Source organism: Effusibacillus pohliae DSM 22757 (genome assembly GCF_000376225.1).
Lineage (GTDB): Bacteria > Bacillota > Bacilli > Tumebacillales > Effusibacillaceae > Effusibacillus > Effusibacillus pohliae.
On the sequence record NZ_AQXL01000086.1, the window covers coordinates 1 to 16,008 of the forward strand.

At 48.5% G+C, this 16,008-nt stretch carries 15 protein-coding genes and 2 pseudogenes; 8 read left to right on the forward strand and 9 right to left on the reverse strand.

Annotated features, from left to right (window positions below):
- Positions 1 to 383: 383 nt before the first annotated feature.
- Both C230_RS0102615 and C230_RS0102620 read left to right on the forward strand, forming a co-directional pair.
- On the forward strand, positions 384 to 923 hold the full coding sequence (locus C230_RS0102615; RefSeq protein ID WP_018130497.1) for a hypothetical protein: 540 nt from the start codon (positions 384 to 386) through the stop codon (positions 921 to 923).
- A gap of 51 nt (positions 924 to 974) precedes the next feature.
- Positions 975 to 1,790, forward strand: coding sequence for a hypothetical protein (locus tag C230_RS0102620; protein ID WP_156807323.1), 816 nt, complete (start codon positions 975 to 977; stop codon positions 1,788 to 1,790).
- Positions 1,791 to 3,194: 1,404 nt separating this feature from the next.
- Here C230_RS0102620 and C230_RS0102635 read toward each other — a convergent pair.
- Positions 3,195 to 3,476, reverse strand: coding sequence for a nucleotidyltransferase family protein (locus C230_RS0102635; protein WP_018130501.1), 282 nt, complete (start codon positions 3,474 to 3,476; stop codon positions 3,195 to 3,197).
- Positions 3,477 to 3,939: 463 nt separating this feature from the next.
- On the opposite strand from C230_RS0102635, the gene C230_RS0102640 reads away from it, so the two are divergent.
- The gene (locus C230_RS0102640; protein WP_018130503.1) at positions 3,940 to 5,016 is read left to right on the forward strand and encodes a CHC2 zinc finger domain-containing protein; all 1,077 of its coding nucleotides are present in this window, start codon (positions 3,940 to 3,942) and stop codon (positions 5,014 to 5,016) included.
- Between the two features lie 199 nt (positions 5,017 to 5,215).
- Positions 5,216 to 5,401, forward strand: a complete 186-nt coding sequence (locus C230_RS0102645) for a hypothetical protein (RefSeq protein ID WP_018130504.1) — start codon at positions 5,216 to 5,218, stop codon at positions 5,399 to 5,401.
- A gap of 297 nt (positions 5,402 to 5,698) precedes the next feature.
- On the opposite strand, the gene C230_RS23540 is transcribed toward C230_RS0102645, so the two are convergent.
- The 3 genes from C230_RS23540 to C230_RS0102665 all read right to left on the reverse strand — a co-directional run bounded on the left by C230_RS23540 (position 5,699) and on the right by C230_RS0102665 (position 8,172).
- Complete coding sequence (locus C230_RS23540) at positions 5,699 to 5,833, reverse strand: hypothetical protein (protein ID WP_018130506.1); 135 nt, start codon at positions 5,831 to 5,833, stop codon at positions 5,699 to 5,701.
- A 154-nt stretch (positions 5,834 to 5,987) separates the two neighbouring features.
- Positions 5,988 to 6,548, reverse strand: coding sequence for a hypothetical protein (locus tag C230_RS0102660; protein WP_018130507.1), 561 nt, complete (start codon positions 6,546 to 6,548; stop codon positions 5,988 to 5,990).
- 82 nt (positions 6,549 to 6,630) lie between these two features.
- Entirely contained in the window at positions 6,631 to 8,172 is a 1,542-nt protein-coding gene (locus C230_RS0102665) for a hypothetical protein (RefSeq protein ID WP_018130508.1), read from the reverse strand.
- Between the two features lie 415 nt (positions 8,173 to 8,587).
- On the opposite strand from C230_RS0102665, the gene C230_RS19195 reads away from it, so the two are divergent.
- Entirely contained in the window at positions 8,588 to 8,938 is a 351-nt protein-coding gene (locus C230_RS19195; RefSeq protein WP_018130510.1) for an ABATE domain-containing protein, read from the forward strand.
- A 44-nt stretch (positions 8,939 to 8,982) separates the two neighbouring features.
- Entirely contained in the window at positions 8,983 to 9,171 is a 189-nt protein-coding gene (locus C230_RS23810; protein ID WP_407635569.1) for a CGNR zinc finger domain-containing protein, read from the forward strand.
- 109 nt (positions 9,172 to 9,280) lie between these two features.
- Here the strand turns inward: C230_RS23810 and C230_RS0102675 are convergent, their stop codons facing one another.
- The gene (locus C230_RS0102675) at positions 9,281 to 9,610 is read right to left on the reverse strand and encodes a Y-family DNA polymerase (RefSeq protein WP_026174095.1); all 330 of its coding nucleotides are present in this window, start codon (positions 9,608 to 9,610) and stop codon (positions 9,281 to 9,283) included.
- Positions 9,611 to 10,309: 699 nt separating this feature from the next.
- Here C230_RS0102675 and C230_RS0102690 point away from each other — a divergent pair.
- The gene (locus C230_RS0102690; protein WP_018130513.1) at positions 10,310 to 11,800 is read left to right on the forward strand and encodes a recombinase family protein; all 1,491 of its coding nucleotides are present in this window, start codon (positions 10,310 to 10,312) and stop codon (positions 11,798 to 11,800) included.
- A gap of 174 nt (positions 11,801 to 11,974) precedes the next feature.
- Here the strand turns inward: C230_RS0102690 and C230_RS21780 are convergent.
- Positions 11,975 to 12,151: pseudogene (locus C230_RS21780) on the reverse strand (tyrosine-type recombinase/integrase); the annotation flags it as partial.
- A gap of 709 nt (positions 12,152 to 12,860) precedes the next feature.
- On the reverse strand, positions 12,861 to 14,144 hold the full coding sequence (locus C230_RS0102700) for a homocysteine synthase (RefSeq protein ID WP_018130515.1): 1,284 nt from the start codon (positions 14,142 to 14,144) through the stop codon (positions 12,861 to 12,863).
- 117 nt (positions 14,145 to 14,261) lie between these two features.
- On the opposite strand from C230_RS0102700, the gene C230_RS0102705 reads away from it, so the two are divergent.
- Positions 14,262 to 14,705, forward strand: a complete 444-nt coding sequence (locus tag C230_RS0102705; RefSeq protein WP_018130516.1) for an OsmC family protein — start codon at positions 14,262 to 14,264, stop codon at positions 14,703 to 14,705.
- A 344-nt stretch (positions 14,706 to 15,049) separates the two neighbouring features.
- Here C230_RS0102705 and C230_RS23980 read toward each other — a convergent pair.
- Positions 15,050 to 15,719: pseudogene (locus C230_RS23980) on the reverse strand (DDE-type integrase/transposase/recombinase); the annotation flags it as partial.
- Positions 15,680 to 15,817, reverse strand: a complete 138-nt coding sequence (locus C230_RS22865) for a hypothetical protein (RefSeq protein WP_169332823.1) — start codon at positions 15,815 to 15,817, stop codon at positions 15,680 to 15,682. The gene C230_RS22865 and the pseudogene C230_RS23980, both read right to left, overlap by 40 nt.
- Between the last annotated feature and the right edge of the window lie 191 nt (positions 15,818 to 16,008).

A 16,008-nucleotide genomic window follows, 5' to 3' on the forward strand; every position in this document is an offset into this window, starting at 1 on the left:
ACTGAAGGAGAGGGGCTGGCGGTAGATCGGCCCCTGTACATAAACCGTGGGGCACACGGGGTTAGCCTGGTCAACTTCCTCTCACGAGAGAGGATTACCCAGGAACGCCCAACAGGCGAGCGGCTTGGAAGAGGGTGACATCAGCGGGCGTTAAAGCGGCGAATCTGCATAGGAAGCCCGCATGGTGGTTAGCCCTCGAAAGGCTGCCGAAGAATGTTGGGTGATGTCATTAATGACAAACCTCGAAAGTAATCATAGGGCTGTTGGGTGCTGTCAGAGAGAGAACTCCGTAGGCACCCCAGAAGTATTTGCTCCCCCTTGCAAACTCTTCCAACTTATGTTCAGATAAGGATAAAATCGAACCACAGGGAGAGTTGAATGGTATGAAAAACATCATGTCTATGTTGACCATAACGGCAGTTACCTTGACCATGTTGGCCGGGTGCGGGGAGAAAAAGGCGGATGCGCCGCAATCGTCCCAGCAGCAACCCCAACAAACCCAACAGGCGCAGCAGCAGCCGCAGATGAGCGATCAGGACAAGGCGGCTGAGGTTGTGAGGCAGTTTTTGACTGCGATAGGGGAATTTGATTATCGTAAGCCAGAATCCTTTCACTCCCAAGAGAAATTACTTGCTCATCCTGAAACCCTTCGCACCGGGGATGGATCTTTCTTTCCATCGAGGCAAGATAAACTATACCAATCTGCTGTGAAAGACAGGGAAGTCTCTTCAATTGTCGAGCCGGCAAAGGTCAAATTCGTTGGTCAAAAGGGTGACACGTATGAATTTGAGGGTTCAATTCACGTGGTCGGGACCAATGAGGAGACGAAACAAAAGGTGGAAGATATTACCTTGAGCGGGACATTTAAGGTCACAAAGCAACCGGATGGCAAGTATTTGATCACGTCTTACCAGTTTAATTAACCCCTGTCGGGGTCTCCCTTACATACCACCAATTCGGTGGGCGATAAGGGGGTGAAGAACATGCGGCTTCTTAAAAAAGGAATTATTTTGATTACTTTATTCTCAATTCTGGTGCCAAGTTCCGCTTTCGCAGGAGCTATTGGAAGCTATCAAAAAGACAGAGTCTCCGCCACCGTCACCGTCGGCGCCGACGACGGTCCCTCGCAAACCCGCTCTCCCGGTTCCTCGGGACAGTCGGGCGGGAACGGGGGTGGCCAACCTGCACCTCCTGCCTGGTATCAGGATCTCCTCGATACAGCTGTCATCGTGGGCGAAAACATTGCGCAAAATCATTTGCAGCGTAGCAGTGGATCCTTTTTCTTTAAAGACATGGATAGTCCATGGAGCCAGGGAGATAACGCCGGCGATCCGACCCGTTTTCAGGTGAATTGGACGTCGAACACAACGGGGGAACAAATTCGAAATGTGATTCCGCTTCACTGGGATTGGCAGTTTACCAATAAAAGTAACGGGAAGACCGAATACGCCTGGTCGGGCCCTCTGCAGCGGATTACCAGAACCTTCTATGATCCGGGTCATTACTACGTGTACTATCGGGAGTATGATAAGTGGGAAACGGGGTATTACACCAGGGTTTCTGGCGTGACCCGTGTGACAGTCGGGGACAAAATCGTGGATGTTCCTTTTTCCTATAGCGTGTGGAACAGTACCGGCTGGCATGAGGGATACCTGAACGGTGCGGACTTCAAGTATCTGCTGGACTTCACGCTGGACAATGAACAGGTAGGCCGACTGTTTCATGTGGAGATTGCCAACAAGAAACCCGAGGTCCGAAACGTGATCATGGCACTTGTGGAAGACTTGTAAAAACAGCTCCAGGGCGATCTCGACAATGCTCCCGATTCGAACAAAAAACGAGCGGCTTCCTTAAGAACAGGAAGCGATAATATCGACTATGCATGGCTTGCTGCAATGATGGTGGGAAGTGATAACTCTCCCGCTCGGCACCCATCCGATGACCATACACACACCAACGATTCCTCTTCTTCAAAACAGTCAAGTTGTGGCTCCAGTCACCATCATGTCGATTGCAATTCAAGCAGTTGCGGTTCAGGGTGCGGCAGCAGTTGATTTTCATCCGGTTCGTGGTAGATTTTGCGATCAAGCTGACATGTGCTGAACGCATCAGACGAATTCAAAAAGACACAGTGGAAGAGTGGAAGGGAATTTTATTCAAACTTTTCCGGGGGCAAAATCTTAATACCTGGTTTGGCCGGTTTGATCGGTTTATTCAGCGTTATTTCTACATAGTCTATACGAAACCCGTCATGTTCCATGAGGAACTTATACTTTACTATCGGGCTCTCCTCTTTCTTTGCACACAATGATTCTGGCTGCGATTGGCTTTGCTTCGATTTGCGCTTCCAAAACAACATACGATCACCCACTTATTGGACATCTGTATTAAAAGTTTTGTCAAAAAAGAAGTCGGTTGTCAAGCGATAGAGGTCGGCGCTTGTTGTTCTTCTGTGTGATATGGTCATCCTGGAAGCGAGCGTTTGTCCTGTTGAACTGGAAGGAACGTAAAGTGCAGGCTAGCTCTGCATTTTTACGCTGCGTTTTTCTGTACTTCTATTATGCGATATACACACTATGGAACTGCTTCTACAAGTCTGTGCTCGAAGAGCTGGAGAGTTATCAACGTTCGACCAGTATTGAGTACAAGCCGGTTGTGCTGGATGTGAAAGTCAAATCGGCCCGGTCGGGGATGAAAATTGTTGATGCAAAGGAGTCGAGCGTTGGATAGCAGAGTCGGGGGCAATAAGAAAGAATCGGTCCGAAACACAATAGAGGCTCATACAGCCGTATTTTTATTGGGGCGACAGTAGAGGTTCTGTATATTGAATTATGTATATGCAGTTACGTGGTTCATGTAAATGCGATTACGAGGTTTTGTTTCCCCAAATTTGCATTAGGTATAATAGGGTTTAAGGCATTTACATAAAATTCACAAATCGACTTTCAGATTGGAGAAATTGTATTTCTGATTGAAACCGGGGGTTCGACTCCGTGCGGGGAAGGTCTTACTTGGAACATAACGCTCAAGGCGTCCCGATAACGAGGGATCGAAAATTGAATAAAAAAGTCGATACGACAGAACTGTTCAGAGGAAGTGATTCCTAGGAGTGGTTTTACATTGTCGCAATACAGCTTGAGAAGCCTATTTCGCCTTTACGGTCTTTACGTGTTGTAAGAGGGAACAAGCGTAAATCATAGCGGTCTAGCTTCTGCCAGAATGCGCTCCCGAAGCATTGGATGGATCGTGCTTTCAGTCACAACGTCAACAGGCATGTTCAGCAATTCTTCCAGATCCTGTTTGAATTCGATCCGATCCAAGAGATTCGGTTCTTCAAATTCAACCAGGAAATCAACGTCACTCTTATCAGTTTCTTCCCCACGAATTTGTGACCCGAATATCCGGATGTTTTTGACCCGGTATTTAGAAGCCAGATACAATATATCGTCCCGTTTGTTTAAAATGACGGGGTTCATTACAATCCCTCCAATGTTTCTGAGTCGGTAATTTTAAATTAAGGCTCTGTTAAATTGTGTTGTTGTTTTTTATTGAAGTAACGGGCAGGATAATTCAACTGAAGTCTACCACTGCGGCTTGCCTTTTCTTTATGACAAAGAGACTTTCTTTATCTATAAAGATATTGTTCCTTGATCAAGAAGTTTTTCCTTTAGGGAAAAAGGGGATCTTGTTAGCAGGTGAAAAGGAAGTTCTAGCTTAAAAAGTGAGTTCTGGCTTTATTGATACATGTCTTGAATAAGAATGCAAGTCCTTTTTTGTGGAAAAGGCAAAAAAAAATTTTCGTCAGGGACTTGCAAAATCGGATTAACATGATCCACGATCATAGCATCATCCAACATCAAGCAAAGCGGAGAGGAAGTTCTGACCCATCCTCTGGCAAAAAGTGAGTTCCATATTTTCAACAAGGGAGGCGGTTTCAGTATGGATTTTCGAGATCTGGTATCGGAAATCAAACAAAAAATCAACCTGCTGGAGTACGTCGGGAGGGATGTGCAGCTCAAACGCTCAGGGAGAAGCTACCGTGGCCGCTGCCCACATCCGAACCATCATGACGAGCATCCATCTTTTGTTGTCGGTCTGAACAGACGAAACCAGTTGGTAGTAAGTTGCTTTGGCTGCGGGGTGCTCAACATGGATGTGATCAACTATGTCCAGTTTCGTGATAACTGTGATTTTTTAACCGCCATTCAAAAGTTGTCGAGCGAGCTCGGAATCTCTATCGTAGAGGGAGGAAACGACAAACAGCCACTGGACGTGCAAGCTTTGTTATGGGATGTCATGGAGATCGGACGTGAGCAACTGAAGCACTCCCAGGCGGCCAAAGACTATCTTCTCAAAAAACGGCGTTTGTCCAAAGAGGTCATAGAGGAGGCTGGAATTGGTTTTGTGGCAGATGGCTACTCCCTGGTAAATCAACTAAAAAACAAGGGCTACTTGTGGAAACATCTCCAGTCGATTGGACTTGTGGGAGACAAGTATCGTTGCCGTTTTGTCAACCGGATCCTCATCCCTATTCTAAATAATGGAAAAATTGAAGCCATCGCTGGGAGGCAAATTTCGGACGATCAAAGAGACGATAAAAAATACACACGGTATCTGTATACCCAAACACCTGTTTCGGGAACATGTGTGTTCACCAATGATCTGAAGCATGGGAAGGCGTTTCTATTGGTGGAAGGCTTGATGGATCTGTTGAGCGCAAGAGCGTTGGGTGTCTCAAGCTGTGGTGCCCTGATCAGCACCGCATTTGCCGAGCGGGAGGCAGTTGGCAGCTTGTTAAAACGTTTCGAAAAGGTGTACGTCCTCCTGCATGAAGATGAGGCGGGGCAACGGGCGCTCGAGATCCTGCTCAAACGGTTTCCCAACCAGGTGATACCGGTTCACCTTCCCATCGGCTGTTCCGATTTGAACGATGCCCTCGTGCAGGGGAGGGACGCCGCTTGGTTGAGGGAACTACTCTATCAGGCGTTGCAAAATCATCACAAGGCAGTGTCCTAAAACTCCAAGACGGCTTCAACGGGCGATTACGCCCGCTACATAGTGGAACCGAGGTTCATAGCTTAGACGCAAAGGTCTTATCGTTCCGGTTGACCGGCTTTGTTTGGCCAATCCTGTGCCAACATGCCGTAAATCATATGGTCGACATAGTGGTCATAAAGCCATTCTGACGAGACACCTTTTCAGGCGGGGTAATACGGTGAAACGGCTGGGAACTCCCATGGATCCGGCGTGGGAACTGAACGTGTCTGGCTACCGGATTTTGATCTGCGGCAAATGGAGCGAGATCGAGAAGACGCATGAGCAAATGGGACTCAATATCTTCCAGATGTTGCAACTGCGAATCAATGAGGAGCTTGAGGAGGCGGTGAAACGGGAGGCTTGAACTATTTGGGACTGCGCTGGCGGTCCCGGTACATCACGAGATTATGTATGCGGGGAAATTCCCGCATTAGGCAGCACGCTTTATTAGAATCACATCCAGCCGCCGAAAGGCCTGTATCAGGCTAAGTGCTTCCGGCCCGATTTCGATGACGCCATGCCTGTTGCTTTTCAGGACAAACACCCTGATACCGTGCTTGATGATCAGTTCCTCAACCTGGACCACCTGTACCTGCGTTGCACCCAAGGTTTCTAAAGAGTCAACAAAGATTGCATCGTCCACTTCAAGATTAGCGGTGACTTAGGATATATCCACTGGTCCAAAGACCTCCGCTACCACATCATAAAAGTTTCTCACGAACACCTGTCCAGAGAGTTCAAACAGAGCTTCGTTGTCACCCGGTTTTGCAAACAACATGGACTGCTTGTCCAACATGAACACCACCCCCATACTTCTTTTGCCAAGAGGGTACGAAGGGTTAATACGAAAAAGCAAGTCCCCTGAAGGGAGTCAGGAGACAAAATCGTGAATTAAGGCCAAACAAATAGACGAGGTGGGAAACTCCTCGCATATAGAGGGCACCGGGTAGTCATCGTCCCAGTGACACTTCCCGTCGGGCAGCGTTGTGGGCCGCCGTATACCACGGGTTATGCTTTTGCTCCTCGGGTGGCAAAAATAGGATTTGCACATCCAAGTCGGGCCACTTTGATAGTATCGCCATCTTTGCCCCAGTAATTTGTTTCGACAGGCTCCTGACCGCTTCTTCGTTTGGACGTTCTATCAGCGTTTCGATACTTTGAACATCGGTGTAAACGATCACCTGGTCTGTCGGTGTGCTGATGCCCGGAACGCCGACCGTCAGTTCACGAAGTGCGAACAAGACCGCTTGAAGCTCGCCATGTGTGGACCGTAGTTTCATGGTCAGGTCATACACCTTTCGGGAACGAACGATGACGGAGCCATCGAACACGAAGGCTGCTGCGACACCGTGGGCTCCGAGTTTCTGAGAGATGGAACAATCGCAATAAATACGCATGGTGTGTCGGTCCCACAAATAATTGTCCATCTCGGCTTGTCGCTCTAGGGATGGCTGCCACTTTTTGGGCTTCAAGATCACGGGTGCAACGGGTTTCGGGATTCGTTTTGCCATTTAGTCACCATCCGTGCTATGAAACATTTGCGGGGTGGAGCTTGGAGGAAATCCACCCCACAGGGCACATGCATAAAATGGATTAAAAAGGTTTCATTCGGCGAATACCAAGTCGACTCGCTCGAGACACGATGGCTTGCCACGACCGGTGCGGGAGTGCAGCCTGGATCACCTCACGAGGTTCTTCCGGGTAGACCTGTCGGAGGGTTTCGTCCTCATCGGGGGACCATTCCTGTGCCCTTTTTAGGCGAAGTCGATTGGCACGAGTCCGGATACCTTGGATGGATCGTCCAGGCAGCAGTTTTTGTAGTTCTTCATATGAGAGTGAAGAGTAGTGTTCGACCAGTATCACTTCTTCCTCTGGCGTCCACTCATCACGGCGTTTTACGCCAAGGCGATTGGCACGAGATACGATGCTTGTCCAAGTTCGGCCAGGAAGGAGCGACATGATTTCGTTCTCGGTTCCGGTTGGATAATACTTTCGGATGATTTCGTCTTCTTCAGCCGAAAAGTTTTTTTTCTGTTTCGTGAGTCCGAGGCTTCTCGCTTTGTGAGAGATGGCATAGGAGCTTCGTGGTGTGGAAAGCTTGGCCTGCAATTCCTCCAACGGAATATGCCCGTAGTGGTGGAGTACAATGTTTGTATCGTCCACGCTCCACGGCATGCCGAAGTTGGCCTCTTCTTTCGGATCGAATGGAGGCTGATCGGGTGCGTAATAGAAGCGTTCTTTTTCCTCTACATCGGCGATAAACGAATCGTAGAAGGATCTTTCGCCCCGCAGTAAATCCTCAACAATGCGGATGATGGTATCGACAGCTTCCACAATGGCCTCTTTGGTGGGCTCCTCGAGCATCCAGATGGGCACCCATATCCACCCAAGTTCCTCTGCAAAACGCCGCTTCGCATAGTCCCGGTTACGTCGGTCGGCATGGGTGCGAACGTGGTTCACTTCGATGGCGACTTTCAGTCCATCCTCGAACTTTAAGGGAATATCGATTTGCCAGCCACGGCCTTGACTCCAGTCACGATTGTGCTGCCATGGTATAACTGCGTCTCCATAACGTTCAACAAGTGCGTTACGAATTAAGCGTTCAGCGAGTGAACCTTCTTCAAAGAAAGAGGTGTCCGACGTGCGGCGCTGCGAAACACCGGTTTCCTTTTTCACTTTGTTGGAGATGTGCCGAACGGCCTGATATTTTACCCCCAGTTCATAAGCAATTTCCTGCATGCTCATCCTTGTCAATTGAAGCATTGCCCGAATTGCCCGTTCCTGCTCGGGTGTTACCTTGCGATTGGCCAGTCCAAGGTTTTTTACCCGGCCGTGTATCGATGGAATAGAGCGCTGCAATTGTTGAGCAATATGCGGGATCGAGGCGCCCTGCGCATACCACTGTCTCAGAAAATCATCTTCGAAATCCGACCAGGGCTTGTCCTTGTAAGTCTCTGCCTCGTTTGTGGCTGTGCGAATATCTTGAAGGACGTTATACACGATTCGTTCGGTCACGGGTGCCAGGATGTTGTGGTCCTCGTTGAGGATTTCTGCCACTTGCTTGGCTGTGTGATGCTTGTACAGTTCACGGACCCTCTGCTGAAGGTACTCGGCGTCTTTGCGTTTTTGCGGCATAAGCTCGAAGGCCCCCTTTATTCCTCAAATGGTCGGATAGTCTCAGAGTATGTCGTTTTGGATGTCATTCGGTTCATCGGCGGTTTCGCCAGTTGGACGGTAACTCTGAGCGGAAGAGCGCAGTTCAAACGGATCGAGTTGCCTCTCCAGCACGATGAAGGAGTTTCCGATAGTAGCGATTGCAGATTGGACACTATGTAAGTCGACTGGAATTTCGTGTATGGTGGGCTCAACCATTCAGCGTCCTGTGGAGTATAAATCGTGAGCGTGACCGGGCGCTACGGATGGTGTGTGACGACTCGAACGTGTCTGGACAACTAGAACAATTTTCTCACCTCTTAATTAACCATTATTGCTATTGTATTGGGATTAATATAATCAGGTTATCGATATTGTCTGAGATGGAGGATATACGATGAACGCAACGGGGCAGCCACTGGTTGAGGGAAACCAAGCGATTGATCTGGTCAACACAGAGGAGATACGACGGGGCGTCCGGCGAGATTTCATCGGATCACCGGAAGACTTTACCATGTTGCTTACAAACGAAGAACTGGCGGGTGCGGTTTCAAAGGTGCAGATACCGTTCGAAGTGAAGGTTTGGTCTTCAAATGAAATCGAGAAAGTGCATAAACTGCGGGATGAGGTGCGAGAGATCCTTGAACAGGCTGCCGAAGACGAAGAGGTCGGCTTGGAATTTGTTGGCCGATTAGAGTCCTACATAGAGCAGGCACCGCTCACGTTGCGTCTACACGGGGGCGGGTAGTGCAGGTCCCGGTTGGTAACCCTGTGGAGCGGCTTTGTTCCCTGGTGACAGCGGACGTTTTGCGGCTGATCAGTGAGGGGCAAATAAAGTATTTGAGGCGATGTGGGAATCCGACATGTCTGTTCATTTTTACCGACAGGTCGGGTAGGCGAAAGTGGTGCTCGATGAGGAGGTGTGGTAATCGGGCGAACGGGGTGAAGCATTTGAAACGGAGAACGCATTCTGAACCATAGATGAAGATAAAATCTGCTGAATTAAATGAAGGTTGTGATGGAGCTGTTACCTGTACCGGTATGGCCCTTTCTCTTTTGTCGAGAGGGTGCATTAAAATGGGACGGGAACTCATACGGATTTTTCGCTCTGTAATTTTGGACATTTCCGTACCTCTCTTGGTATTGTTCCAGTAGAGCAGGCAAACAGCTTGACACGGGGTTGAGCAACCTGCCCGACCGGAAACAGGGATTCGATCACCTGCTGAATCCAGACGCTCTTTTCCAGGTGAAACTGCATTTTGGGGTTGACAACGATTAACCCCGGATAAAGCTGCAGTGCCTCGCCAAGACGCATTGCATTTTCAATGCCGGCCTGTTTAGCCGTAGGCGTAGCAGCCAAAATATGCCGAACCGCAAAGTCGGATCCCCCGACACCACCAATCAGGATCGGTTGAATCATCGTTTTACCGGCGTTTCAGGACAAACTCGGGACGGGAAACCACCTCACACTCCTATCTCACCCAAGATGGAAAAAGGCGAACCATCTGGTGCTTTGCCATGGTGTTGTCCAACTCCCGATTGCTCTATACCGAGTTTATTAAAAGCAGCGACCAATTGCATATCCCGCAAGCCCTGCGTCATGAATTGGAATTTTTTAGCAGGGTTGCGCAAACGATTGTGATCTAAAACTGGTTTCCCTTGGTGATTCGCAATGATGGCCAGGGAAACGTGATCTTTTCCGGGGACAGCGTATTAGGTATGATTCTCAAAGTTTTTGTTGTAATTTTTGACTTTGAGATCATGCATCTGATAATTTGAGTCCAGATTGATCGATGCCCACAACTCAATCACACATATTGGAGTACCCACCCTTGTTACATCGAAGGGAGATCCATTTCATCCCTTCCATCTTTATCAAAAGGGGTGGTTTTATGGCTAAGAAACACAAATCATATTATTGTGGAGGAAATGTTGTTTCACTCCCCATTCGACCGTCCAAAAGATACTTTTCCTACGAGAGATTAACGCTAACGGACGTACTTCTTCCTTTTATTGAGGGAGAACTCCTACGACGTTTACAAGACTACCAGCAGGTAGCAGAATCAGGGTATAATCAAGATGTGCGCACAGACGCATCTCGGAAGGACGGGGTTGCCTGATGAGGTGCGCTGTATATGTTCGTGTTTCCACTAATAAAGAGGAACAAAAGGGCAGTTTGGTAAACCAGAAGGACTTGTTCCTTGATTTCATCGCCAAACAAGGGTGGACCCTCTATGACATCTATATTGATGTTGAAACTGGAACCACGGACAAACGACCTAATTTTCAGAGGATGGTTGAGGACGCAGAAAACCGCAAGTTTGATTGTATCCTTGCAAAAGAACTGTCACGGATTGCCCGTAATGGAGAGTTGGCGTATAAAATCAAGAGGGTGTTGGAAGATAGCAAAATTCACTTCATTACTCTTGATGGCGCAATTAACACACTTGAAGGAAACCGTGATAAGTTTGGGCTCTTTGCCTGGTTGTATGAGGAGGAAAGCCAACGAACATCAAAGCGAATTCGGATGGCTCTTCGCCAAAAGGCGCTGAACGGCGAATTCAAGGGTTCGAACGCTCCTTATGGCTACTATGTTGAAAATAAACGCCTTATCAAACGTGATGATGAGACCGTCGATGCTGTCAAAACGATTTTCAGCCTTTATTTGCGGGGAATGGGAGTCGAAGCGATAGCCAAAGTGCTGAATGAAAAAGGCTATCCGACTCCTTCTCGAGTGGCTGGCAAAAAGAACGCTGGCGAGTTCTGGCACGGGTCTTCCGTCCTGAAAATCCTAAAGAACCCTCACTATGTGGGGGATCTGGTTCAGGGCAGAAGTCAAGTAGCTAGCGTGACGAACAAAAAGAGGCACGAAGTTCCTGAGGATGAATGGATCGTTGTTCCGAATACCCACGAACCAATCATCTCCAGAGAAGACTTCGATGCCGTTCAGCGATTGCTGTGGGATCGCTATGTACCACGCCCGAAAGCCAAAAAGCACCTTTTTACCAATTACGTTTTCTGCGCCGATTGTGGGAGCTCGTTGTGGTATTTGCACAACCGAAAAGGTTATGTCTGCGGACGATTCAAGAAACATGGTCTGCGTGCTTGTACCAGCCATAGCATCAAGGAGGATGCTCTCAAAGAACAGATCCTGTGGGATCTGCGAGACATGGCAAAGCTTGTGGTCGATAAGAACCTGTTTTTGAAGCGGTTTGAGAGCCACTGGAAAAAAGAGCAGCAAGATCGTCAGAAGAAAATGGTCGGTATCCAGCGGAAAATTGAGTCGCTTCAAAACGAGAACAAGAAGTTTCTGAAGCTTCTCGCTCAAGAGGTGATTTCGCAGGAAGAATACCGGGCGGTCGTGGACGAGAATCAGAGAGAAATCCAAGTACTACAAGAGCAGTTGACCGAAATCAAGGGTATTTTAGAATCCCACTCGTCAAACGTTTTAATGGCACAAAGGGTGATGAGCGAGCTTGATCGGATCCTTGAGTTCGAGGATTTGACAGAAGAGCTACTTCACCGTCTGGTGAAGCGCATCGAGGTGACTGATGATCACAGAGCGATTGTTTATTATCGCTTTGCAGATCCGTTCGCTTTGATGGCATAAAGATGGGAGCGTGGGAGGCTCTTCGGAGTCTCCTTTTATCGCCCAAATCGGTAGTGACCAGCACACGCCACATGTGGAGTGTGTTGCTTTATTGACCTTGACATAACAGGGGGGGTGCTGATCGAAAAACCTGATTGACCACATTTTGACCACGCTATTTGCGGCTCGCTTGTTTCAGTGCTTTGCTGAATCTTTTTGCTGCAGCTCCTGTATATCCGGCAGGACGTGAGAATAGATGTCGAGTGTCATTTGTACGGAGGAGTGTCGAAGCCTTTCGCTCACAACCTTTGGGTTCTCGCCAAGTTTTAAAAAAAGCGTGGCGTGGGTGTGTCGGAGATCGTGAATACGAATCTAAAGCAGCCATCGGCTGATTTGCAAACATGGCTCCCGACTCGTCAATCAGTTTATCCATTTGGCTACGGTCATGCCGCTTGGCTGGGTTAAGGGCCACTTGATCCGGACTGACTGGCAAATACAAGGCGCAGATGCATTTTAGATCATAGAAAATTTCAGCCAGCAGTCCAGGATCCACTTGCCTGTGTTTCCGGGAGAGTTGGGCGGTGCTGATCGACTCCAATCCCAAAGCTTGTTGAAACTCTTCCTGTACCAGGTCATCGGCGATCGCTCGAAGTCCTTCCCGTTTTGCAGCACCGCATGCAGAAACAACAGGATGTAGGCCTTGGTGGTCAATTTCTTCGCGTATTTGTCTTGTTTGGCTGCATCAATTTTTCTTGCAGTTTGATTCGAATGAGAGGTTCGACCCATTTACCAAATGCCGAAAATAAGGTATCCTTGTCCATACTAAAGTCCTTTCAATGGATTTGGACAGGATCTACCCGTACATTCCATGTAAAGGATTTTTTTGTTATATCTGCGCAAGGAGAAAATAACAAAATCGTCTGTCAACATTTATGCAACGCTAGTGGTCCCCGAAGTTTCGACATGAAGTTTCAGTGCATTAATAAAAATTTTTTCGAAATTCAGGGACGGTATTTATAACAAAATTATTTATGTGTTTGGACGTATTTGACTACCTCATAAACCTGTCTGACTATAACTTTCATTGACTTCTTCTCAGCGCCTGATCAAGGTCATAGATCAAATCGTCCACCGTTTCTGTTCCGATTGACAACCTTACCATGTCAGGCGTGACACCGGTCGACAACTGCTGCTCTTTTGTCAACTGCTGATGGGTGGTACTGGCCGGGTGAATCACAAGCGACTTCGAATCCCCAACGTTTGCCAGATGGGAGAACAATTCAAGGGAATCAATAAATTTCCTCCCTGCTTCTAGTCCCCCTTGAATGCCGAATGTCAAAATTGCTCCCTGCCCATTTGGCAGATATTTCTGCGCCAGCTTGTAATAGGAGCTCGACTCCAATCCTGGGTAGTTCACCCAATTAACCAGTTCGTGATTCTCGAGGAATCGCGCAACCGCCAGCGCATTCTGGGAATGGCGCTCCAGCCGCAGGTGCAGCGTCTCAAGCCCTTGCAGCATCATAAACGAGTTGAACGGGGAGATTGCGGCTCCAAGATCGCGCATGAGTTGTACGCGTGCTTTCACGATATACGCCAGGTTGCCCAATGCTTCCGTGTACGAAATTCCGTGATAACTCGGATCCGCATCGACAAGACCCGGAAACTTTCCATTCGTCCAATCAAATGTTCCGCCGTCGACAATAATACCGCCGATGGAGGTACCGTGGCCGCCAATGAACTTCGTCGCCGAATGAACGACGATGTCAGCGCCGTGTTCAATCGGACGACACAGGTAAGGCGATGCGAACGTGTTGTCGATAATTAACGGAACGCCTGCATCATGAGCCACTTTTGCAACTGCGGATATATCCAAGACATCGATCCGCGGATTGCCGATCGTTTCCGCATAGACTGCCTTCGTCCGGTCTGTGATCGCTCTGCGAAAGTTCTCCGGATCGGCAGGATCCACAAACTTCACTTCAATCCCTAACTTTTTCAGTGTGATGGCAAACAGATTGTAAGTTCCGCCATAAAGATTCGTGGAAGATACAATCTCGTCTCCGGGGCCTGCGATATTCAAGATCGAGTAGGTAATCGCCGCCTGACCGGAAGATGTGGCAAGTGCAGCCACGCCTCCTTCCAGCAGCGCCACCCTTTTTTCAAACACGTCTTGTGTGGGATTCATAATACGGGTATAGATATTTCCTGTTTCTTGCAAGGAAAACAGGTTTGCCGCATGCTCCGTATCACGAAATACATACGATGTGGTTTGATAAATCGGAACCGCCCGTGCCCCAGTAACCGGATCCGGTTCTTGTCCGCCGTGCACTGATAATGTTTCGAGACCCCATTTGTGTTCTGTCATGAATGTTTCTCCTTTCGATTGGTATCTTAAACCCCCATGCCCCTGGCGGGGCACAATATGACCAATGAAAATCGCTGGATGCGCTATTTTCTCATCAAATATTAGGAGGTTGTTAAAATGCCGAAATTAACCTTTACTTCGAATGTTGTGTGGTCCGGTGAAAGTGTCCGCTCAGTCGCCCACATTAACGGAAAACAAGTCATTATTGACGAACCGCTTTCCTTAGGAGGCACTGATCAAGGTCCGAATCCGGTTGAACTTGTATTGGCGGCTCTTGGAGGATGCCTCAATGTCCTCATTGCCAGTTTCGCGAAACATCATGGGGTGGAACTGATCGGGTCAAAGGTGTACGTGGAGGGAGATCTCGATCCCAACGGTTTTTTGGAGAAAGATCCAAACGTTCGTCCGGGATTCCAGGAGGTTCGGTATCGGATTGATATTGACTCACCATCTTCTCCAGAAAGAATTCAATCTCTGATTGAGCATGTCGAGAGGGTTTGCCCTGTAAAAGATATTCTTCGAGGTGTGCCGACATTCGCACTGCAGTCCCAAAACAGTTAAATCAATGGCGAACAGATGTTTTTGGACACCCCATGCATCATGGTGTGGACTCTAGACAATAACCCCCCTCTCTTAAGAGTGGGGTTATTTGGTAATTTTGAAAATCTCTTTTTCATCGGTTCATAGACCAAACGATCTTTCGTTGCTTTGGCCGCCCTTCGGTCTAGAATTATTCCATTCATGTCGATTGTTACCGTCATCGGGATTGCATTTGCCTGGTACTACACTCCAATCATACCGTCCCGATCCATTAGAGTCGGGTATTCAATTTTGTAATTGCACATAAAAAACTATATTTTTTCGCTTTTTCGACATTAACTTTGTATAACGGCTAGCTTTCCATAACCACGCCCCTGCGAATGGTACGGACGGCTGTGAGTCAACCGGATGGCGAGCCGCCCGCAGATGCGTGCCAAGTGATGAGATGAAAATGCGGCGCCGTTGTCGCAATAAAATTGCTCGGGGATGCCGTGACGAAGAATCGCCTTCTTCAGGCTGTCCTCCATGCGCGGCAGCTTCTCGTCCCAATAAAATTGGGCGTGCACGATGTACCGGCTGTAATCATCCAAGATGGCAAACAGCACGGTCTTTCGCTTCTTCTTCGGATGTTTGGGATCCGGCAGATAGACAAAGTGCTTAAAGTCAAACTGCCACAACACGAGAATGTCCTCCGTTCTCTTCCAAAAGGAAAATCAGTTGCTCCACACTACGTTCAGGGCGTTCCTTTCGAAGTTCCATCGCTTTCTGCAAAACGGCGGGAGAGATTCGAGTGCGTCCCCTATCGTTTCGGTCTCGAGGCTCTAATCCGTCCCACCCGGCCTTGCGGTAGTTTTCCAGGTAACGCTCCAGAGTACGGACGCTCACCGTCTGTTTGCAGCTGCCGGGGATGTGATACGTCCGACTTGCCGTTTCCTGCAGAATCGCTTTCAGTTATCCCGGTCCCAGCGGGGTTTGCCGACTGACAATCGGTGCGATCAGGCTGTAACAAAATGCGGCACGATTCCATGGACACATTCTGTGGGATTGGGTATCCGCTCCGCCAACACCATTGATTTCGCCAGACGATACAGATGCTGCAACAAGCCAACCGGTTGCTCAACCAGTCGCTTCAACCGCTCCATCCTTGGAAGAGCGCCTGCCAGGGAGATTTCCGCTCCTGGGGCAACGAAGGAGTGGGGCAACGCTGCAGGAGGTAGTACCATACCTCATGCTTTCCTCACTCCAGATGCTAAATTTCCAAACATCATGATAGGAAAAAGGAAGCATGAGGTAAATGTTGTTGAGTTTTATTTGTTGAAATCTG